Source organism: Planomonospora alba (assembly GCF_039534085.1).
GTDB classification, from domain to species: Bacteria; Actinomycetota; Actinomycetes; order Streptosporangiales; family Streptosporangiaceae; genus Planomonospora_B; species Planomonospora_B alba.
Genome location: NZ_BAAAUT010000003.1, coordinates 123877 through 144035 on the forward strand (window position 1 = coordinate 123877; position 20159 = coordinate 144035).

Annotated in this window: 17 protein-coding genes; 9 read left to right on the plus strand and 8 right to left on the minus strand. The window is 73.8% G+C overall.

The window, feature by feature from the left end:
* The first annotated feature begins 93 nt into the window (after positions 1 to 93).
* On the plus strand, positions 94 to 2127 hold the full coding sequence (locus ABD823_RS02665) for a hypothetical protein (protein WP_344855486.1): 2034 nt from the start codon (positions 94 to 96) through the stop codon (positions 2125 to 2127).
* On the opposite strand, the gene ABD823_RS02670 is transcribed toward ABD823_RS02665, so the two are convergent.
* Positions 2114 to 2563, minus strand: a complete 450-nt coding sequence (locus tag ABD823_RS02670) for a hypothetical protein (RefSeq protein WP_344855488.1) — start codon at positions 2561 to 2563, stop codon at positions 2114 to 2116. The two genes, ABD823_RS02665 and ABD823_RS02670, sit on opposite strands and share 14 nt — an antisense overlap.
* Before the next feature lie 83 nt (positions 2564 to 2646).
* On the opposite strand from ABD823_RS02670, the gene ABD823_RS02675 reads away from it, so the two are divergent.
* Together ABD823_RS02675 and ABD823_RS02680 are read left to right on the plus strand one after the other, a co-directional pair.
* Positions 2647 to 2946 carry a hypothetical protein gene (locus tag ABD823_RS02675; RefSeq protein ID WP_344855490.1) on the plus strand — a complete coding sequence of 100 codons (300 nt, stop codon included), beginning with the start codon at positions 2647 to 2649 and terminating at the stop codon, positions 2944 to 2946.
* A 352-nt stretch (positions 2947 to 3298) separates the two neighbouring features.
* Entirely contained in the window at positions 3299 to 4189 is an 891-nt protein-coding gene (locus ABD823_RS02680; protein ID WP_344855493.1) for a hypothetical protein, read from the plus strand.
* 606 nt (positions 4190 to 4795) lie between these two features.
* Here ABD823_RS02680 and ABD823_RS02685 read toward each other — a convergent pair.
* The 5 genes from ABD823_RS02685 to ABD823_RS02705 form a co-directional block, all read right to left on the minus strand.
* Positions 4796 to 6118: a DUF58 domain-containing protein gene (locus ABD823_RS02685; RefSeq protein WP_344855495.1), complete on the minus strand. Its 1323-nt coding sequence runs from the start codon at positions 6116 to 6118 to the stop codon at positions 4796 to 4798.
* The gene (locus ABD823_RS02690) at positions 6118 to 7041 is read right to left on the minus strand and encodes an AAA family ATPase (protein ID WP_344855625.1); all 924 of its coding nucleotides are present in this window, start codon (positions 7039 to 7041) and stop codon (positions 6118 to 6120) included. The genes ABD823_RS02685 and ABD823_RS02690 overlap by 1 nt, the downstream gene beginning before the upstream one ends.
* 319 nt (positions 7042 to 7360) lie before the next feature.
* Positions 7361 to 8551, minus strand: coding sequence for a DUF4350 domain-containing protein (locus ABD823_RS02695; RefSeq protein WP_344855497.1), 1191 nt, complete (start codon positions 8549 to 8551; stop codon positions 7361 to 7363).
* Entirely contained in the window at positions 8548 to 9189 is a 642-nt protein-coding gene (locus ABD823_RS02700; protein WP_344855499.1) for a DUF4129 domain-containing protein, read from the minus strand. Before ABD823_RS02700 ends, ABD823_RS02695 begins: the two co-directional genes overlap by 4 nt.
* Positions 9177 to 10658, minus strand: a complete 1482-nt coding sequence (locus tag ABD823_RS02705; protein WP_344855501.1) for a DUF7847 domain-containing protein — start codon at positions 10656 to 10658, stop codon at positions 9177 to 9179. The genes ABD823_RS02700 and ABD823_RS02705 overlap by 13 nt, the downstream gene beginning before the upstream one ends.
* Before the next feature lie 472 nt (positions 10659 to 11130).
* Here ABD823_RS02705 and mtrA point away from each other — a divergent pair, with 472 nt between their 5' ends.
* The 6 genes from mtrA to ABD823_RS02735 all read left to right on the plus strand — a co-directional run bounded on the left by mtrA (position 11131) and on the right by ABD823_RS02735 (position 18232).
* A complete protein-coding gene (mtrA, locus tag ABD823_RS02710; RefSeq protein WP_030509347.1) occupies positions 11131 to 11808 on the plus strand; it encodes an MtrAB system response regulator MtrA in 678 nt (225 codons plus the stop codon).
* Positions 11809 to 11848: 40 nt separating this feature from the next.
* Entirely contained in the window at positions 11849 to 13588 is a 1740-nt protein-coding gene (gene mtrB / locus ABD823_RS02715; protein ID WP_344855508.1) for an MtrAB system histidine kinase MtrB, read from the plus strand.
* Positions 13578 to 15362: an LpqB family beta-propeller domain-containing protein gene (locus tag ABD823_RS02720; protein ID WP_344855510.1), complete on the plus strand. Its 1785-nt coding sequence runs from the start codon at positions 13578 to 13580 to the stop codon at positions 15360 to 15362. Before mtrB ends, ABD823_RS02720 begins: the two co-directional genes overlap by 11 nt.
* 211 nt (positions 15363 to 15573) lie before the next feature.
* Positions 15574 to 16278 carry a ComF family protein gene (locus ABD823_RS02725; RefSeq protein ID WP_344855512.1) on the plus strand — a complete coding sequence of 235 codons (705 nt, stop codon included), beginning with the start codon at positions 15574 to 15576 and terminating at the stop codon, positions 16276 to 16278.
* Positions 16279 to 16794: 516 nt separating this feature from the next.
* Entirely contained in the window at positions 16795 to 17433 is a 639-nt protein-coding gene (gene hpf, locus ABD823_RS02730) for a ribosome hibernation-promoting factor, HPF/YfiA family (RefSeq protein ID WP_344855514.1), read from the plus strand.
* Positions 17434 to 17527: 94 nt separating this feature from the next.
* The gene (locus tag ABD823_RS02735; protein ID WP_344855516.1) at positions 17528 to 18232 is read left to right on the plus strand and encodes a response regulator; all 705 of its coding nucleotides are present in this window, start codon (positions 17528 to 17530) and stop codon (positions 18230 to 18232) included.
* A gap of 41 nt (positions 18233 to 18273) precedes the next feature.
* Here the strand turns inward: ABD823_RS02735 and ABD823_RS02740 are convergent, their stop codons facing one another.
* A complete protein-coding gene (locus ABD823_RS02740) occupies positions 18274 to 19452 on the minus strand; it encodes a winged helix-turn-helix domain-containing protein (RefSeq protein WP_344855518.1) in 1179 nt (392 codons plus the stop codon).
* 99 nt (positions 19453 to 19551) lie between these two features.
* Complete coding sequence (locus tag ABD823_RS02745) at positions 19552 to 19926, minus strand: HGxxPAAW family protein (protein WP_344855520.1); 375 nt, start codon at positions 19924 to 19926, stop codon at positions 19552 to 19554.
* Positions 19927 to 20159 lie beyond the last annotated feature (233 nt).

The following is a 20159-nucleotide window of genomic DNA, read 5'->3' on the forward strand; positions in this document are numbered from 1 at the left end:
GCCGTCTCCGTGAAGCGCGGGTGCCCCGCGTGCCGGGAGGCCGTCCGCCGGGAAGTCCTCGAATCCGGGTCGGTCTTCGTCGAAGATGGCGGCATGGAGGACACGCCGCCGGGGACCGGGCCGCTCGCGCCGGGGTTCGCCGGGATCGATCCGTCGTTGATGAACGGGTTCATCGCCGAGCTGGAACGGGCCGGGCAGGTGGTGGCCGAGCACGCCGAGCAGATCCGGCGGGAGCTGGCCGCGGTCGGGCTGTCCGCCCCGGACCTGGGCGCCGTGCGGGAGATCGGCGGCTGGGCCGAGGAGCAGATCCCCCGGCTCCGCCGGCGGGTGGAGACCATCACTGCTCCCGGATCCGAGATCCCCGGGATGGCCGGCACGGGCCTGCGGCCCTACCGGGAGGCGGCGCTGCTCGCCCCCGCCGAGGCGCAGCGCCGGGGTACCGACCTGGGGAAGCGGTTCGCCGCCATCGATCCCGACGAGTTCCGGTTCACCGGACCGTACGCCTCCGACGAGATCGCCGCGGTGCTCGGGGAGCTGAAGGCGCACCAGCACGACGCCGTCTTCACCGCCGCGTTCTTCGCCGCGCTCGGCCGGGCCGGGATCCGCCGGGTGAACGCCGCGCTGCGCCGGCTGCCCGACGACGGGCGGCCCGACGCGCTCCGCGTGGCCGGTACGGCCTTCGCCACCGCGGTCGGCGGCGGAGCGAGGGTGCCCGGATTCGCCGCGGTGATGAAGGCCGTGGAGAAGGCGATGACCGGGAACGCAGGGGACGCCGAGGACCTGGAGGCGGCCGCCGCTCTGCTGAGCCGCGGAGACTACCCGGATGTGTGGCTGGCCGGACTCGCCGCGCCCGCGCTGCGCTCCGGCAGCCGGATCGGCGGTTCGACCCTGGCGGGACTGCTCAATGCCCTGGGGAACAACCCCGCCGCGGCCCGCCTGGCGATCGGCTCGGCGGCCCGTTTCGGACCCGACCCCGCTCCGCCGAGCCTCACCCTGCCCTTCGGGCGGCTCCCGCAATCCCCCGAGAAGTGGGACGGCCGGCCGGAACTGGCCGCGTTCCTGAAGGAGCTCAACGAGCGGGCGGGAAGGGTGCCCGAGGTGGCGGACGCCTTCGGACGGCTCCTGGCCGCGGCTTCCGGCGCCTACGACGAGCAGGACGGCGAGCACAGCCGCCAGGCGGCGTTCTTCGCCTACACCGTGATGACCACGGCGGACGAGTGGCCGTTGAACGACGCGACCCGGCCGCACCTGGCGGAGATCGCGGGCTCCTACGCCACGGAGATCACCATGGGCGCCAACCTCAACGACGCCGACATGGCCGAGGACAGTGCCCTGCGGACCACTCCCGGCCTGTTCGAGTGGACCCCGCCTCCAGGGCTGCGCGGCGCCTTCCGGCTGAGTCCCGAGGACACCTTCCGCTTCATGACCACCTTCGCCGGTGACGCCGAAGCACGACTCCGCTTCGACGCGGGCATGGACGGATTCGTGCACAGGGTTCTTCCGCAGGCGGTGAACGCCGCGAAGCTCAGCGGAGACACCCCTCCGCTGGACAACCTGTTCACGGCCCTGGGCAACGTCCGGGGCACCGAACTGGCGGCCGCCGTGCGGGTGCTCAAGCCCGGAGACGAGGGGTCCGAGGACGCGGAGGACGCCGAGAGCTTCCTGGCGGGCGGTGTCATGGGGGTCGTCGGGCTGCTCTCCCCCTTCTCCGCCGTCCCCAGGACCTGGACCGCCCTGTCCACCGGTGTTTCCGGCTACTACACCTACGGCCGGGAACCGGAGGAGCAGGTGAAGGAACTCCTGGAGTCGGACGAGGCGAAGACGCTGGGGCGGCGTCACGAGACGGCGCGGCTCCTCATGGAGCAGGGGTTCACCCCGCAGGTGCCTCCGGCCGGCGCCATCGCCGACTCGGACGGCGACCTCCGCGCGTTCGAAGACATCGTCAAGCGGGGTGCCGCAGGGGTGAAGGCCCTCGACCGGTGGTTGGTCGACAATGGCATGGGGAAGGGTGATCCCCTCTCGCTCGGAGAGCTGGCCGCACAGCAGTCCAACACCTTTAACGGCACCAAGGGGGATGCTTATAGCCGAGGGATGAACTATGAGGGATCGAGTCTTATGACCGACTGAGGCACTGGGTCTCACCCCGTACGGAGTATCGGCCCTTCGCGGACTCCAGCACAATCACTGTCCTTGTGGACTCATGTGCCATGCGGATTATCGTTCCCGAGCTTTCAGCGATGTTGTAGTCGGCGATTTGATCCAGCACGCTCACCATGATGGCGTTCAGCGCGTAGGGCGCCCGTTCCCGGGAGGAATCCGGTGCCGTGGCGGCGAAGGTGCGTTTTGCCTTGCCGTCCCCGCAGGGGATGTCCTTGCCTCCGGGATCGGTGACCTGGGCGTCCTGAGCGCTCACTTCGTCCAGAAGCCTCAGGACGTGCGTCTTCAGCGTCTCACCGGCCTCGGCCGCGGTGGGCTCCTGTTCACCGCAGGCGGCCGCCAGCAGGGCGAGCGCCGAGAGCGCCCCGGCGAGCCGTACGGGGAGGCTGTGGCGAGAACGGGACATTGAATATCCTCCAAGTCCGACCGTCTGAGCGCACGATCTCACGTCGTCCGGGAGGCCGCGCAAGCCGTTCCGGAGAAGGAAGAGTGAGGCATTTGACCGCCGACGCGCATGACCTGGTGCCGAACCCCCGCAAAGAGGAACTCCTGCGAGCACTGGAGAGGGTGCGCATGCACGCGGCGCGGCTGGAGGCGGCGTTCGACCCGCCGCATGCGACCCTCACCGGGAAGGCGGTCTGGACGGGGCCGACGGCACGGGCGTTCGCGGAGGAGCTGACCGCCAGGAGAGCCCGCCTGCGGACGCTCACCCGGCGGATCGTCGAGGAACTGGAGGCCGAGTTCACGGCCACGCCCGAGAAGGCGGGGCGGTCGCCGGCCGCGCGGTGAGCCGGAGAGAGCAGCGAGCCCGAGAGAATGGACGGCTTGCCTTCCCGGCCCGCCTCAGGTTCCCGCTCTCCGTGAGCGGCCGGGGTGGAACGGGCGTGAATCGTATGGCCGGAAGCGGCGTTGGATTCTTCGGCCAGGTGGAGTGGCGGCGGAGCAGAGAGGCCGCTGGGCCAGAGGCTCACTGGTAGCGAGGCGCAAGGGATCGCCGACCGGCTGTGTGACGGAGACACGCTGACCGCAGCCCTCCGTGTCGTCCCGCAGGGACACCGCGCTTTCGCGGGTGTTCCGGCCGCAGTGGCAGTTCATCGCAAATCTGATCGCTCCGTGTTGCCGTTACGTCACAACGGGCGACATGCCATCTCCCCGACACGATGCGCTCATCCGGCTCTTCCGGGGCCGCCCCCAGTTGGCGGTGGAGATCCTGCGCGATCTCCTCGGACAGGACCTGCCCACCACCCCCCTGGTCCGGCTGGAGAGCACCACCTTCAACACTCGGCCCTCCGACGCCATCGAGGCCGATCTGGTCCTCGTCATGGGGCCGCCCGCCGACCCCGCGCACGCCGTCATCGTCGAGGTCCAGCAGGACAGGTCGAAGGACCCCCGCCAACTGGCCCGCTACGCCGCCGCGCTCTGGCTGCTGCTGGGCTGCGGGGTGACGGTCCTGGTCGTCTGTCCCGACGCCCGGACCGCCGCGCACTATGCGCGGCCGATCGACTCGGGCCTGCCCGGCTACCGGCTGCGGGCCTGCGTGCTGGGGCCGGACACCATCCCCGTGATCACTGATCCGCAGCAGGCCGCCGCCCAGCCCGAGCTGGCGGCCATGGCGGTCATGGTCCACGGCCGGGACCGCAAGGTGGTGGAGGCGTTCACCGCGGGTCTCACCGAACTGCCCAAAGGTGACGCTCCGCAGTACTATGAACACGCCTACAGCATGTCCGCACCCGAGGTGCGGTGCCTCTTGGAGGAGATCATGACGTCCACGGCCTGGCCCGTCTACAGCCCCTTCGCCCGCGAGCACTACGGCCGCGGCATGGCGGAAGGCGAGATCAAGGGCAGGGCGGAGGAGGCGGCCCGGCTGGTCCTGCTGGTGCTGGCCACCCGCGGCCTGGACGTGCCGGACGACATCCGTGATCGGATCACCGCCTGCACCGACCTCGCCCGGCTGGAGTCCTGGGCGGCCCGCGCGGTGACCGCCCGGACCGTGCACGACCTGTTCAGTGAGGCGGACGGCGAGGACAGCTGACGGGCGCCCGGTGCACGGGCACGGCTCCGGTGATGAGCGTCCGGTTCGCCCCAAGGAGAGAGTTCGCCCCAAGGAGAAAGCGGTCCCCTGATCACGGGTGCGAGCGGTCTCTCCACTCCTGGCGGGACATCCTGCGGTGAGTAACCATGAGCTCCTTCCAGACGGCATGGCCGCAAGGCGGCGGCGGCCCGCCCTGCAGCGGTCCCGCACGGATCGCTTCAGCGCCGGCGAGCACAGTGGGCGGCCCGGAAGAAAGCGACTACGGTCCGCATGGGTACGCACCCGCACAGGGCGCGGGGGCGGGCCGGTGCGCAGGCCGGCGTAAAAGGGCCCGCAACCCCGCGCGCCCGCCGGAGGCGAAGACCCACCAGAGAGCAACTGCGACGGCCGGCCGGAGCACCGGCCCGTCCCCGCGTCACGGTGACCAGCCCTCCTGTGCGCTCACGGTGACCAGCCCTCCTGCGGGAACGCGGGACCAGCCTCAAGAATCAGCGGAAAGCCACCAAGCGCCTCCCCCGAGAACCGCCGTGCATGACTCTGTCGTCCAGTGCGGTTCGACGTTGTTCGGCCCGCCGATGGCGTCGACCCTGGAGAGGCACCGATCGCTCAGAGCCGGCCGGCGGCCTTCAGCGCCAGGTAGGCGTCGGCGAGGGCGGGGGCGATCCGCTCGGGCACCGCGTCCACGACCTCGACGCCGTGCCGCCGCAGCCGCGCCGTCATCCGCCGCCGCGCGCTGCGCAGGTGCTCGGCGGCGGCGGCGTCGTAGACCTCCTCCACGGTGTCCCGCCCCCGGGCCATGGCGGCGACCCGCGGGTCGGAGACCGAGGCGAGCAGGACCAGGTGGCGGGAGGCCAGTTGGGGCAGGACCGGGAGCAGGCCCTCCTCCAGCGCCGCCGGGTTGAGGTCGGTCAGCAGCACCACCAGGCAGCGGTGCCGGGCCCGGGCGAGGACCGCCGCGACCATGCCCTCGGCGTCGGCCTCGACCAGCTCGGGCTCCAGCGGCGCCATGGCGTCCACGAGGGCGGGCAGCAGTTCGGTGCGCGAGGCTCCGGACACCCAGGCGCGGACGGTGCGGTCGTGGGCGAGGAGGTCCACCCGGTCCCCGGCCCGGGCGGCGAGCGCGGCCAGCAGCAGCGCGGCGTCCATCGACCAGTCGAGCCGGGGCCAGCCGGAGGGGTCGGCGGAGGTCGGGTCCACCCCGACCCGCCCGGCCGAGGTGCGGCTGGTGTCGAGCACGATCAGCACGCGCCGGTCCCGCTCCGGGCGCCAGGTCCGCACCACGACGTCGTGGCGCCGGGCGGTCGCCCGCCAGTCGATGGAGCGCACGTCGTCACCGGGGACGTACTCCCGCAGGGAGTCGAACTCGGTGCCCTGACCACGGATCATGACGGGGGTGCGGCCCTCGAGCTCCCGCAGCCGGGAGAGCTTGGCGGGCAGGTGGCGGCGGCTCAGGAAGGGCGGCAGCACCCGCACCGTTCCCGGCACGGCGTGCGACCCCTGCCGTGCCGCCAGGCCCAGCGGCCCGACGGACCGCACGGTGACCGCGGCCGAGGCGCGGTCGCCCCGCCGGACCGGGGTGAGCGTGGTGACCACCCGGCGGCGCTCCCCGGCCGGGACGTCCAGGCGCTGGTGCCGGGGCCGCGCCCCGGCGCTGGGCGGCCAGGCGTCCCTGATGAGGCCGCGCACCCGGCGCGGGCCGGGGTTGGTCACGGTCAGGGTGACCCGCGCGGACTCGCCGAGCCGTACCCGCTGCTCGCCCGAGCGCTCCAGCCGCAGGGCGCGCACGCTCCCGGCGAGCAGCAGGTCGACCACGACCAGCGCGGCCAGCACCAGCAGCAGCCCGAGCGCGGCGGCGTCCGGCCGGGGGGCGACCAGTACGGCGATCGCGCCGAGGGCGGCGAGCAGCCCCGTGCGTCCGGTGAGCGCCATCAGCGGGGGACGGGGACGGAGGCGAGGATGCCGTCGAGGACGCCGTCGGGGGTGGCGCCCTCCAGCTCGGCCTCCGGCCGCAGCTGGATCCGGTGCCGGAGCGCGGGCAGGGACAGCGCCTTGATGTCGTCCGGGGTGACGTAGGTGCGGCCGGAGAGCCAGGCCCACGCCCGGGCGGCGCCCAGCAGCGCGGTCGCGCCGCGGGGGGAGACGCCCATGCGCAGGGCCGGCGACTGCCGGGTGGCGCGGGCGATGTCCACGGCGTATCCCAGGACCTCCGGGCCCACGTGCACGCGGGCGACCGCCGCGCGGCCGACGGCCAGGTCCTCGGCCGAGGTCACGGCCTTGATGTGGGACAGGTCCCTGGGGTCGAAGCCGAGCGCGTGCCGCTCCAGCACCGCGATCTCCTGCTCGCGGCCCGGCAGCGGCACGGTGAGCTTCAGCAGGAACCGGTCGAGCTGGGCCTCGGGCAGCTGGTAGGTGCCCTCGTACTCGATGGGGTTCTGGGTGGCGGCCACGATGAACGGGTCGGGCAGTCGGCGGGCCTCGCCCTCGACGCTCACCTGCCGCTCCTCCATGGCCTCCAGCAGGGCGGCCTGGGTCTTGGGCGGGGTCCGGTTGATCTCGTCGGCGAGCAGCAGGTTGGTGAAGACCGGCCCCGCGCGGAACTCGAACTCCGAGGTCTTCGCGTCGTAGACCAGCGAGCCGGTCACGTCGCCCGGCATCAGGTCCGGGGTGAACTGCAGGCGCTTGAAGTCCAGGGAGAGCGCGGCGGACAGCGTCCGCACCAGCAGCGTCTTGGCGACGCCGGGCACGCCCTCCAACAGCACGTGACCCCGGCAGAGCAGGGCGATCACCAGTCCGCTGACCACGGCGTCCTGGCCGACGACGGCCTTGGCGACCTCGGCGCGGAGCAGGCCCAGCGCGGCGCGGGCGCGCTCGTCCTCCGGCCGCGGGGCCGGTCCGGGCCCACCCGGCTGCGGGCGGCCGCCGGGCGGCCCGGGCGGCGGCACGGGCACAGGAGGCCCGGAGGGCGGCGGCGCGGCCTGCTGCGGCGCGGGCGCCGGGGGCCAGACCTGCTGCGGGCCGGGCGGCGGCGCGTCGGACGGCTGCGGGCCGGGCTGCTGCGGGCCGGGCTGCTGCGGGCCGGGAGGCTGGGCACCGGGAGGCTGGGCACCGGACGGCGGGAAGGGGGGCTCGGGCGTGCTCACAGGGTCCCCTCCCCGGAGGTGCTGTGCTCGGTCACAGGTCTCTTACCTGCCTTTCCAGGGTGTCCAGGTGCCTGGCCAGGGCCATGAGGCCCGCGTCGTCGGCGGGCGGCGCGCCGTACAGCACCGCGCCCGCCTCTTGGGCATTCTGCCCGGTCCGCAGCGCGACGGCGGCCACGACCTCCGCCGGGGTGGCGTCGGCGGTCAGCCCGAGCCGGGGGACGAGGCGGTCCAGGGCCGCGGTGCGCAGGGCCGCCGCCGCCCGGTCGCGGGCCCGCCGGGCACGGTAGAGGCGCCCCCGCCCCTCCGCGGTCTCGGCGGCGCGCACGACGACCGGGAGCCGCTCGGCGACCACCGGGCCGAGCCGGCGGGCCCGCCAGAGCGCGACCAGCACACCGGCCACGAGGAGCTGCAGCACGGCCCAGCGCACGCCGGACGGGATCAGCTCGTCCAGCGTCGCCTGCCCCTCGGCGCCGGCCGCCTGGGGCAGCGTGGGCGCCAGCCAGGTCACCGACGGCCGGGTCCCGGCCAGGTTCATCGCGAGGGCGGCGTCGCCGTCCTCGACCAGCCGCTCGTTGGTCATGAACTCGCCGGAGCCGACCACGATGACGTTCCGGCCGCCGGAGGAGAAGCCGACCACGGTGCCGTCGTAGCAGCTGACCGCACCGGGGGGCGGGGCGTAGGAGACGCCGCCGGTCCTGGCGCTGCCGGCGCGCACCGCGGCGGACAGGCCGCAGCCGGGCTCGCGCGACTCCACGTCCACCAGCGCCCCGGCGCCGACGCCGGGGGCCAGGGCCTGGAGCACCTGCGTCACGGGCTCGACGAGCAGCCGGTCGCCGGGGAGCGCGGCGAGGTCGCGCAGGAGCGCCTCGTCGGCGAGGAAGTGGCTCTGCGTCACCAGCAGCAGCGAGTCGGGGCCGGTCAGCGCGCGGGCCTCGGCGACGGTGCGCGCGGGCCGGACGTCGACGCCCTGGTCGCGCAGGAGCCGGGCGAGGGCGTGCGCGCCGGACGGGGTGGTGGCCTCGGGGTCGAGGCGGCCGCCGGGGGTCGGGCGGGTGACCAGCACGGTGAGCGTGGCGAGCACGATCAGGACCGCCAGGACGGCCAGCGGGCCCCGCCAGCGCGACCACAGGTCCCGCAGGCGCGGGGAGGCGGACGTGCCGGGGGCCCCGGCGGCGGACGCGCCGGGAGGGGCGCCCGTCCGGGCGGGTGCGTCCATGCTCATGCGGGGCCTCCCGCCAGGGCCGGACGGGTTTCGCGGAGCCGGTCGTCGAGCTCGGCCATGCTCCGGTAGCCCTCGGGGCTGCCGGGCAGGCCGCCGTAGGTGACGTCGTCGAAGAGCCGGGCGGCCCGGGCCAGCTCGCCGGCGAGGCCGGGCAGCGCCCGGCCCGCCTCGGCGGCCAGCTCGTCCGCGGTGCGGCCGGGCGACTCCTCGACGACGGCGCGCTCCTCCAGGTCGCGGGCGATGGCCCGCAGTCGCTCCCGGATCGCCTCGGCCCACCGCTGCCCGGCCGCGTGCCGCTCGGCCTCGGCGCGGTGCTCGGCCGCCGAGCGGGCCACGGCCCCGAACAGCTCGCCGGTACGGCCGGCGCGGGTCCGGGTCGCCCGGCGCGCCACGGACAGCACGGGCAGGGCGACCAGGAGCAGGACGAGCACCACCAGCACGACGGAGAACCACCCGCCGGGCAGGCCGGAGACGGAGTCGAACAGGTCGGTCAGCCACTCCCGGACGGCGTCCGAGAGCCGGTCCCACCACGACTCCTTCGGATAGACCGGGCGGGCCAGCTCCCGGGCGGCCGCCTCCCGGGCCGCCTCCCGGGTGATGTCGACCGGGACGTCGGAGGTCACGGTCACCTGGGCCATGCTCCGGGGTCCTGGGGCGGCTGCCCGTAACCGGGGCCCTGCCCGCCGGGGTGCCCGCCGGGCCCGTACCCGGGGTCCTGGCCGGGCGGGCCGTAGGGCGGCTGGCCGTAGCCGTGGACAGAGCCGTAGGGGGAGTGGCCCGCGGCGTGGGACGGGTGCCACAGGTCCTCGGCCGCCGGGCCGGCGAGGCCGCGCTGGCGGTCCGCGGCGGCGGTCTGCAGCACCAGGTCGAACGCCTCGGCGCGCATCCGCCGGTCGGCGTAGAGCAGGGCGGTGACGCCGGCGGAGAAGGGGTTGGTGATGGTGCCGGCGACGATGCCGCCCAGCGCGCCGAGCACGAGGGAGAACGCGGACGCCGACTGGAGGCTCTCGAGGTCCTCGACCCCGCCGGTGAAGGTGGGCACCTCACCGATGATGGAGAACGGCACGCTCACGGCCGCGGCGACCAGCCCGGTGATGACCGCGGTGAGCAGCAGGATGCCGAACACCCGCCAGAAGTCGCCCTTGACCAGCCGGAAGGAGCGGCCGATGGAGGCGAACACCCCGGCGCGCTCCAGCACGATCACCGGCCCGGCCAGGCTGAGCTTGGTGTAGAGGAACACCGCGCCGACGACGCCGCCGACGAACAGCAGCACGCCGAGCAGGCCGACGACCGCGCCGTCCACCCCGGCCGCGGCGAGCACGGCGATCAGGAACACCGCGGCGATCATGAAGCCGAAGACCATGAGCACCTCGAGGACCGCCAGCCCGAGCAGCGGCAGCACCCGGCCGCCGGTGAGCCGCCAGGCATCCCCGATGGAGATGGACTCGCCGAACACCGAGCGGCCGAGCACGCTGGTCAGCATGCCGCTCAGCACCACGATGGCGAGCATCTGCAGCACGACCGTGAGCAGGGTGCCGAGGAAGAAGGGGACCATGGCGGACAGGAGCGCCGTGGGGTCGCCGGCCACCGCCCCGGTGGCGACGTCCTCCAGGAGCGTGTTCAGCGCGGCGACCTGGACGGCCACGGAGAGGACCTGGACCACCGCGGTCACCAGGGCGGACAGGCCGAGCGTGGCCTTGGGGTTGCTCCGGATGAACTGGACCGCGCCGTTGTAGATGTCGCCCAGGCCAAGGGGGCGCAGCGGGATGATGCCGGGCTTGAGCGCGGGCGGGGCGCCGTAGCCGTAGGGGCCGGGCGCGCCGTAGGGCTGCCCGCCGTACGGCGAGCCGCCGTAGGGCTGCCCGCCGTAGGGCTGCTGTCCTCCGTACGGTTGCCCCGCGTACGGCTGGCCCCCGTAGGGGGGCTGCTGGCCCGGGGGCGGTCCGTAGGGGCCGCCGGGGCCCTGCGGGGGCGGGCCGGCGGGGGGCGTGCCGCCGCCGGCGCCGGGGGCGGCCCACGGCGCCGGACCCTGACCGCCGTACGGGGGCGGCTGGTTGGACGCCCAGCCGGATGGCGTTTCGGAACTGGAGCCGTGACCGTCTGACATATCCCAATCCTGGCACGCCGGGCCGGTGGACGGGGCATTCGGGGAGCCTGTCACGGTTTCCGGCCCGGAGCCCGGTGCGAGGGGCCGGTGCGAGGGGCCGGGGCGGAGCCTTGCGGGCCTTCCGGGGAGGGAACGGCCGGAGGGGAGGGGGCCGGAGGGGAGGGGGAGGGCGGGACGGCCGGAGGGGAGGGGAGGCGGTGTGAGGGGCCGGAGGGATGGCGGGAGGCCGCCGCTTACCGCAGACTGTGAACACGACCACCTCCGCACCCGGTGCCCGCAGTCGCCGGGACGGGGAGGCGGTCGGCGGGGCGGGGGGGCGACGCCATGTGTTCCACATGGTGTACGCCTAAGATTCGGCATCCGGACGTCCGGCTGGTGGAGCGTGTCATCTGGTGGCCGGACAGGGGTAACCTTCAGTAATCGTGTGGTTTGCCTTGAAAACTCCCTGACTGCGTAAAACGAATGAGGAGCCATGAAAGGACGCGTGCTGGTCGTCGATGACGACGCCGCTCTCGCCGAGATGCTCGGCATCGTGCTGCGCGGGGAGGGGTTCGAACCTTCCTTCGTGTCCGACGGGGACAAGGCGCTCGACGCGTTCCGCGACACCCGGCCGGACCTCGTGCTGCTCGACCTGATGCTGCCCGGGGCGGACGGCATCGACGTGTGCCGCAGGATCCGGGCGGAGTCCGGCGTGCCCATCGTCATGCTGACGGCCAAGAGCGACACCATCGACGTGGTGCTCGGTCTGGAGTCCGGCGCCGACGACTACATCGTCAAGCCGTTCAAGCCCAAGGAGCTGGTGGCCCGGGTCCGCGCGCGGCTGCGCCGCACCGACGAGCCGACCCCGGAGATCCTGCAGATCGGCGACATCACCATCGACGTGGCCGGGCACTCGGTCAAGCGCGGCGAGGAGACCATCAACCTCACCCCGCTGGAGTTCGACCTGCTGGTCGCGCTCGCCCGCAAGCCGCGCCAGGTCTTCACCCGCGAGGTTCTGCTTGAGCAGGTCTGGGGCTACCGGCACGCGGCCGACACCCGCCTGGTCAACGTGCACGTCCAGCGGCTCCGCGCCAAGATCGAGAAGGACCCGGAGCACCCGGAGATCGTGGTGACGGTGCGCGGCGTCGGCTACAAGGCCGGACCGGCCTGAGTCCGCCGGACTCCTCCCCTCGACCTCCCCGGAACCCGACATGGCCACCCCGAAGAAGCGTCGCCGCACCCTGCGCCAGGTGGCGCGGGGAGTCCGGCGGCGCGCCAGGCGCGCCGCCGGCCGGCTGCGCCGCGTCTTCTGGCGGTCCCTGCAGCTGCGCGTGGTCACCAGCACGATGGTCATCTCCATCGTGGTGGTCGCCGTGCTGGGCGTCTTCCTCATGCAGCAGATCCAGCAGTCGGTCCTGGAGTCGCGGGTGCGGGCCGCGATCAGCGAGGCGCAGGCCGACCGGAACGCCGTCCTCAGCATCCTGACGCAGCCGGAGAGGGAGGCGTCCGAGCAGTCCGCCGACTCGGGGGAGGCGGCCCAGCGCACCGGGGACAGCCCGCTCAGCCAGGCGACCGAGGCGCTGGCCCAGCGGGCGGGCTCGGCGAGCCGCTACTCGGTGATCATCCGCAACGAGCGGCTGCCCGGGGAGTTCTTCGGCACCACGAACATCGAGCCCAAGAGCGTGCCGGACCGGGTGCGCGCGGAGGTGCTGAAGAACGAGGCGGGCAAGAACGCCTCGTGGTTCGTCCCGCTGCACTACGCGGACCGGGCCGAGCCGGTCCCCGGAGTGGTGATCGGCACCCGGCTGGACACCACCGGCGCGCCGCAGCTCGTCGGCGACTACGAGATCTACCACCTGGTCCCGCTGGACCGGGAGGAGAAGATGCTCGCCTCGCTCCAGCAGATGCTCATCGTGGTCGGCTCGGGGCTGGTGCTCCTGCTCGCCGCGATCGCCTCGCTGGTCACCCGGCAGGTGGTCATCCCGGTACGGCTGGCGCGGCAGGCCGCCGAGCGCCTGGCCGCGGGGAAGCTGGACGAGCGGCTCAAGGTGCGCGGCGAGGACGACCTCGCGCGGCTGGCCGCCTCCTTCAACGAGATGGCGGCCAACCTGGCGCTGAAGATCCACCAGCTGGAGGAGCTCTCGCAGGTCCAGCGGCAGTTCGTCTCCGACGTCTCCCACGAGCTGCGCACCCCGCTCACCACCGTGCGGATGGCCGCCGACCTGCTCTACGACGCCCGCGAGGACTTCGACCCGATGGTCGCCCGCTCGGCGGAGCTGATGCAGAACCAGCTGGAGCGCTTCGAGTCCATGCTCGCCGACCTGCTGGAGATCAGCCGCTACGACGCGGGCGCGGCGACGCTCGACGTCGACTCGGTGGACGTCCGGGACGTGGTGCTGCGCGCGGTCGCCGACTCCGAGGCGCTGGCCGAGCGCCACTCCACCCGCTTCGACCTGCGGCTGCCCGGTGAGCCGTGCATGGCCGAGATGGACAGCCGCCGGGTCGAGCGCATCCTGCGGAACCTGCTGTTCAACGCGATCGAGCACGGCGAGGGCAAGGACATCGTCGTCACGGTCGGCGCCGACCGCGACGCGGTGGCGGTGGCGGTGCGGGACCACGGGGTCGGGCTCAAGCCCGGCGAGGAGAACATGGTCTTCGACCGGTTCTGGCGGGCCGACCCGTCCCGGGCGCGGACGATCGGCGGCACCGGCCTGGGCCTGGCCATCTCCCGGGAGGACGCCATGCTGCACGGCGGCTGGCTCCAGGCGTGGGGCGCGCCGGGCGAGGGGTCGCAGTTCCGGCTCTCGCTGCCCCGCACGGCCGGGGCCGAGCTGCGGGGCTCGCCGCTGCCGCTGGTGCCGCCGGAGGTGGAGATGCGGCGGACGTGGCGGGGGCAGATGACGCCGGTGCTCTCGCCGGCGTCGGCGGACGGGGGGAGCGATGAGGACTGAGGCGACGGCCCGGCGGCGTGTGCGCGCGGCGGCCCTGGGCGTCGTGCTGTCCTGCGTGACGGCGGCCTGCTCGGTGGTCCCGACCGGCCGTTCCCCGGTGGTGGAGGACGCGGGCAAGGGCAACCCGCTCAACCCGCCGTACGCGCGGGTGATCGCCATGGAGCCGGACGCCGACTGGACGCCCGAGCAGATCGTCACGGGGTTCCGCGCCGCGATGGCGAGCATCGGCGACGGCAAGTACGAGGCCGCCCGCCGCTACCTCACCGACGACTTCGCCGCGCGCTGGAGGCCGGAGACCGGCGCGACGGTCTACCGGCCGGCCCCGTCGGTGACGTCGCCGCTGCCGGAGGGCGCCACGGCGGCGAGGGTCACGCTCAAGGGCACCGTGACGGCGGTCATCGACCGGGAGGGCCGCTACCGGCCGCGCGGCGGCACGCTGGCCGAGCTGTTCACCCTCGTCAAGGGGCCGGCGGGGTGGCGGATCAGCTCGGGCCCCGACGGGCTGCTGCTGACGGAGGCCGACGCCGACCGGGCCTACCGCCTGGTGGACCTGTACTTCCTGGGCCCCAAGGGGCAGGGGCTGGTGATCGACCAGGTCCAGATGCCGGTCGACCCCGCCTCGACCCTCGCCAAGACGACGGTCGAGCGGCTGCTGGCGGGACCGAGCGGCTCGCTGCGCGGTGCGGTGGAGACGGCCTTCGAGCCGGGCACCGAGCTCATCGACGTCACCACCGAGAACAACCGCGTCGTGGTGAACCTCACCAGGAAGGTGCCCGCCGAGCGGGTCTCCGCGATGTCCGCGCAGCTCGCCGGGACGCTCTCCAGGCTCGCGAGCGGTTCGAGCTTCGAGGTGCGGGTGAACGGCGAGCCGTACCACACCGACGCCTCGCTGCTGATCGACGCCCAGGAGTACGTGAAGTTCGACCGGTGGATGGCGCCGGCGGACGTCTCGCCGTACTACCTGCAGGACGGCGGCCTGCGCGTGCTGGGCCGGGAGAACGTCGGCGGCCCGGTGCCGGGCAAGGCCGGCACCGAGTACCCCGGCTCGCCCGCCACGCCCCCGGCGGTCAGCGGGTCCGGCCCGCTGCACGCGGCGGCGCTGTCCGAGGACGGCAAGCGCATCTCCGTCGCCGCGCTCACCCCGGACGGGCAGTGGGAGGATTGGATCAGCGGCAACGACCTCGTCCAGCCCTCCTGGGACCGCCACGACTCGCTGTGGACGGCGGACCGCACCGGCCTGCAGTCCTCGGTGGTGCTGCGGATGTACGCCGACGACCGGCGGCAGTACCGGGTGGCGGCGCCCGAGCTGGACACGGTCGAGGTCACCGCGCTCAAGGTCGCCCGCGACGGCGTGCACGTCGCGGTGGCCGTCAAGGACGGCACGGGCGAGCGGGTCCTGGTCGGCACGATCGTCGGGGAGCGGGCCGACAGCCGCATCGGCAACCTGCAGCCGGTGATGGACGGCGACGAGAAGCAGACCATCGAGGACATCGTCTGGAAGGACGGCACGACCCTCTACGTGCTCACCGGCAAGTCCGAGTTGTTCGAGGCCTCGCTCATCGCCGAGGCGCAGCAGACCATCCCCTCGCCCCCCGGGATCCGGAGCATCGCCGCGCTGAACTCCTCCCTGCTGGCCTGGGCCGTGGACGACGACGGCAACTCCCAGGTCATCAAGTGGAACGGCAAGCAGTGGGAGCCGCAGGTCAAGGACGACAACGGCTCGGTCGCCTACGTCCAGGACGGTCCCGCCCTGCCCGCCTTCCCCCTGGGGTGAGCCCGCACCCGGCCTGGCGGGGCCCGCGCACGCCCGGCCCGGCCGCCGGGCCCGGGCGGTGTGCACGCCGAGGCGCCCGGGCCCCCGCGCACGCCCGGCCCGGCCCATCGGCCCGATCCGGGACGGCGCCGCCGCCCCGCGGGGCCGGTCGTACCCGCGCCACCTGGGGCGACGCGGTTTTCTGTCGGTGGCGCCTGGCACGCTGGCGGTTGTGACGACCGCTCTGCTCGACCTGGTCCTGCCGCCGCGCTGCGCCGGATGCGACGCGCCCGGCGCGCTCGTGTGCGCCCGCTGCGCGGCCGAGCTGCGCGGCGAGCCCGCGCGCCGGACGCCCGACCCGGCCCCGCCCGGCCTGCCCGAGTGCTGGTCGGCCACGGTCTACTCCGGCCCCGCCCGCCGGGCGATCCTCGCCTACAAGGAGCGCGGCCGCACGGCCCTGGCCCACCCGCTGGCCGGGGCGCTGGCGCTGGCGACCGGCACCGCGGTGGGCGGGCGCCCGGTGGTCCTCGTCCCGGTGCCCAGCGCCCGCGCGGCCCTGCGGCGGCGCGGGCACGACCCGGTGGCCCGGCTGGCCGCGCTCGCCGCCGCCTACCTGCGTGCCGCGGGCTGGCCCGCGGAGGCGGCCGGGGTGCTCGCCCAGCGCCGCCGGATCGCCGACCAGGCGGGGCTGAGCTCGTCCCAGAGGGCCGCGAACCTCGCGGCGGCCTACCGCGTCACGCCCGGCGGGATCGGCCTTCTGGAGGGCTTCCAGCGGGAGGGGAGAGCGGTCGTGGTGGTCGACGACGTCGTCACCACCGGGGCGACGCTCGCGGAGGCCGCGCGGGCCCTGCGCGCGGCGGGGGCGCGGGTGCCGGTCGCCGTCGCGGTCGCCGCGACACGCCGACGGGAGAGTTCGCGCACCGATCACCCAGTGTGAGGGCCCGCCGGATATCGGCCGGGCCGCCCGGAGACGGCGGCGTGCCCCGATCGCGAGGCCACGGCGCCGCGAAGGACGTGAGCAGCGTTCATCTACGAGGCGTTCCACGGCCGGAAACCATCGCTTCTGTCCGGAATAACCCCTGAGAAATCACGGAAAGTGATCGTCTGCCCGGCCTCGATGCTGACATTCGTCCGCGATGCGGATAGCGTCGAGACATGGCACCCGTCCGGGTCCGTGGTTGCGCCGGATCGACCTCCGCCAGGGGGCCGGTCCGGTTAGCCGATGCCAGCCGCAGGCGAAACGGTCCACGTAAGGCGACTTTTTGTCGACCGATCACGGTGCGGCTTAGAGGTAAGTCCTGCCTTCCCGAGGAGCCAGATGTTCCTCGTCAGAAGAGAAGGGCAGTAGTGGCAAAGAGCTGCGAGACCCTCAGCAGGCGGATGTGGGGACGAAGACCAGGTCGGCCGGACGGGTGCCGCGGCAACACAGTCGAGAGCCGAAGGGGGGCTGTGCATGGACATCATCGTCAAGGGTCGGCACACCGGGGTGAGCGACCGGTTCCGCGACCATGTGACGACCAAGCTGGCCAAGATCGAGCGTCTGGACCAGAGAGTGATCCGCGTCGACGTGGAGGTGTCCAAGGAGCGCAACCCGCGCCTGGCGGATCAGCGTGAGCGGGTCGAGCTCACCATCCACTCCCGCGGCCCCGCGATCCGGGCGGAGGCCTCGGCCGAGGACCGCTTCGCCGCCCTCGACATCGCCCTCGGCAAGCTGGGCGGGAGGCTCCGGCGCCTGGCCGACCGGCGCAAGGTGCACTACGGCAACCAGAGCCCGATGTCGGTGGCCGAGATGACCGCCGCGGCCATCGCGGCCCCTCCGCCGCCGATCCGGCTGGAGGCCGAGGAAGAGGAGGAGGCCGAGGCCCCGCGGGAGGAGGGCACCGTCCCGATCGAGATGGAGGGCGAAGGCCCCCTGGTGGTCAGGGAGAAGTTCCACAAGGCCGAGCCGATGACCATCGACCAGGCGCTCCTGGAGATGGAGCTGGTCGGGCACGACTTCTACCTCTTCCGCGACAAGGAGAGCGGCCTGCCCAGCGTGGTGTACCTGCGCAAGGGTTACGACTACGGCGTTCTGCGGCTCGTCGAGCCCTGACCGCCGCGTTCGAAGATCCTCTCCGACCAACCCGCGGACCCCGAACCCGTGTAATCATGGCGGTCCAACGGCTCTGGCCCCCCGAGGAGGAGGCGTGACGGAACCCGACGAGGCGGCCCGCCCTGCCGGGCGCGGCGATCCGATCCGCGTGCTGGTCGTCGACGACCACGCGCTGATCCGCCGCAGCCTGGAGATGGCGCTGGCCGCGGAGGCGGACATCGAAGTGGTCGGCGAGGCGAGCGACGGTCAGGAAGCGGTCGAGCTCGCCGACCGCCTCACACCGGATGTCGTGCTGATGGACGTCCGGATGCCCCGGCGGAGCGGGATCGAGGCCACCCGCGAGATCAAGGCCTCGGCGCCGAGCATCCGGATCATCATGCTGACGGTGAGCGACGAGGAGGAGGACCTCTTCGAGGCGATCAAGGCGGGCGCCACCGGCTACCTGCTGAAGAACGTCCAGCTCGACGAGCTTCCCGAGGTCGTCCGCGGTGTGCACGAGGGGCAGTCGCTCATCAACCCGGCGATGGCCACGAAGCTCATCAACGAGTTCGCGACCATGAGCCGGAAGGAGGCCGAGCGGCCTCCGCAGCTTCCCGTGCCCAGGCTGACCGACCGGGAGATGGAGGTCCTGCGCCTGGTCGCCAAGGGGATGAACAACCGCGAGATCGCCAAGCAGCTGTTCATCTCCGAGAACACCGTGAAGAACCACGTCCGCAACATCCTGGACAAGCTGCAGCTGCACTCCCGGATGGAGGCGGTGGTCTACGCGGTCCGCGAGCGGATGCTCGAGATCACCTGACCCGTGGTCCCTCCCGGTGCCGCCGGGAGGGACCACGGCCGTCACGGGATCAGGGCGCTCAGGGCCTGCAGGAGGAGCGGATCGGCGCGTTCGACGCGGACGGCGTCGCAGCCGACCCAGTCCGCCGCCTCGCGGAGGGCCTCGGCCAGCGGTCCGGCGGCCCGCTCCGGCGTGACGCCGGGCTCGAGGCCGATCTGGCGGGCCACCAGGGTGGAGCCCTCGCGGGCCGGGTCGACCCGGCCGATCAGCCGGCCCCCGGTCAGGACGGGCATCGTGAAGTAGCCGTGGACGCGCTTGTCCTTGGGGACGTAGGCCTCCAGCCGGTGGTCGAAACCGAAGACCCGCGCGGTGCGGGGACGGTCCCAGACGAGGGAGTCGAACGGGGACAGCAGCGTGGTGCGGTGGCGGCCCCGGGGCGCGGTCTCCAGCGCCGCCGGATCGGCCCACGCCTGCGCCGCGCGGCCGGTCCAGCCCTCGACCCGGACGGGGACGAGCCCGGCGGAGCCGTCCAGCAGCGCCGCGTCCAGCAGCGCGGAGTGCGGGCCCTTGAGCCGGAGGAAGTCGACGAGGTCCGCGCGGGTGGCGACGCCGAGGGCCCGGCCGGCCGTGCGGGCGAGGCGGGTGACGCACTCGGCGTCGGAGAGGTCCTGCGCCAGCAGCTGGGCGGGGACGGCCCGCTCGGCCAGGTCGTAGACGCGGCGCCAGCCGACCCGGCGGGTGCAGACGACCTCGCCGGTGTCCAGCAGCCACTCGACGGCGATCTTGGACTCGGACCAGTCCCACCAGGCGCCGCCGTTCTTGGCGCCGCCGAGGTCGGCGGTCGTGACGGGGCCGATCTCGCGGACCTGCTCCAGCACCTTGTCCACGATCGGCGGCACCTCGTGCCAGCGGTACTTCCGCTCCCGGTAGGCGCGGCGCCGGAAGGCGTACAGCGGCCAGTCGTCCAGCGGCAGGATGCAGGCGGCGTGGCACCAGTATTCGAAGGCGCGGGGCGGGACGTCCCAGTAGGCCCGCTCGACCTTCCGCCGGTCGACCGCGCCGAGGCGCGCGTAGGCGACGAGCTCGTGGGAGCGGGCCAGGACGGAGATCGTGTCGAGCTGGACGGCGCCCAGTCTGCGCAGGGTCGCGGGCGCGCCGCCGCGGCGGGCGTCGGCGCCCAGGAAGCCCTGGGCGCGCAGGATGATCCGGCGGGCCTCGTCGGCGGAGAGCGTGACCGTCATGACCGGCCCCGGGGGAAGCAGCGCATCAGCATGGGGCGAGAGTAGCGCCTCACACCGACGAAATCGCTATGCCGGTGTCGCGGGCCCGGTCCCGCGGGCTCAGCCCAGGATGCCCTCGTGGTGGTCGGCGCGGGTGCGGGGGGCGTCGAGGACGACGTCGGCGAAGGCACCGAAGGCCATCAGGAGGATCCCGCCCAGCGCGCAGACGATCACACCCAGCCAGAAGACGAACCAGTCGGGGCCGCCGGTCAGCCCGACGCCCCCGATGGCGAAGCCCAGCACGCTCACGGTCACCGCCAGCCAGGAGGAGGCGCGCCCCCCGTGGGCCGCGAGGTCCGCGGGCCGCCCGGGCGGCCCGCCCCCGGCGGCTCCGGCCCCGGAGGGCTGAGGGGGTCCCGGGCTGCGGTCCGCGTGGTCTGCGGGGCCGTCCGCCCCGCCGGTGCCGGGCGCGCTCCCCGGTGCGGTCTCGGCCATGGTCCCGTGTCCCCTCGGTGTCCACTCGGTGTCCCCTGCAGGTGTCCCGCGGCGTGTGACGGCGCGTCCTGCGGTCTTTTCCTGCGAGCCGTACTGGCGGGGGACATACCCCTCCACGCTGGGCCGTACTCCCCGAAACGGAGGTCCGGGGAACACCACGGAGATCAAGACCGTCATTCATGGTGGATGTGTCCGGTGGTGGAAGCGCCTACGATGGCAGCGGAGAACCATGT

Bases quoted from the DNA above. Each gene is read 5' to 3' on its own strand.
- ABD823_RS02685 (WP_344855495.1), bottom strand. From the start codon at position 6,118: ATGGCGCTCACCGGACGCACGGGGCTGCTCGCCGCCCTCGGCGCGATC.
- hpf (WP_344855514.1), top strand. From the start codon at position 16,795: ATGGACATCATCGTCAAGGGTCGGCACACCGGGGTGAGCGACCGGTTC.
- ABD823_RS02740 (WP_344855518.1), bottom strand. From the start codon at position 19,452: ATGACGGTCACGCTCTCCGCCGACGAGGCCCGCCGGATCATCCTGCGC.
- ABD823_RS02680 (WP_344855493.1), top strand. From the start codon at position 3,299: ATGCCATCTCCCCGACACGATGCGCTCATCCGGCTCTTCCGGGGCCGC.
- ABD823_RS02665 (WP_344855486.1), top strand. From the start codon at position 94: ATGGAGGACACGCCGCCGGGGACCGGGCCGCTCGCGCCGGGGTTCGCC.
- ABD823_RS02745 (WP_344855520.1), bottom strand. From the start codon at position 19,926: ATGGCCGAGACCGCACCGGGGAGCGCGCCCGGCACCGGCGGGGCGGAC.
- mtrA (WP_030509347.1), top strand. From the start codon at position 11,131: ATGAAAGGACGCGTGCTGGTCGTCGATGACGACGCCGCTCTCGCCGAG.
- ABD823_RS02695 (WP_344855497.1), bottom strand. From the start codon at position 8,551: ATGAGCATGGACGCACCCGCCCGGACGGGCGCCCCTCCCGGCGCGTCC.
- mtrB (WP_344855508.1), top strand. From the start codon at position 11,849: ATGGCCACCCCGAAGAAGCGTCGCCGCACCCTGCGCCAGGTGGCGCGG.
- ABD823_RS02705 (WP_344855501.1), bottom strand. From the start codon at position 10,658: ATGTCAGACGGTCACGGCTCCAGTTCCGAAACGCCATCCGGCTGGGCG.
- ABD823_RS02700 (WP_344855499.1), bottom strand. From the start codon at position 9,189: ATGGCCCAGGTGACCGTGACCTCCGACGTCCCGGTCGACATCACCCGG.
- ABD823_RS02670 (WP_344855488.1), bottom strand. From the start codon at position 2,563: ATGTCCCGTTCTCGCCACAGCCTCCCCGTACGGCTCGCCGGGGCGCTC.
- ABD823_RS02720 (WP_344855510.1), top strand. From the start codon at position 13,578: ATGAGGACTGAGGCGACGGCCCGGCGGCGTGTGCGCGCGGCGGCCCTG.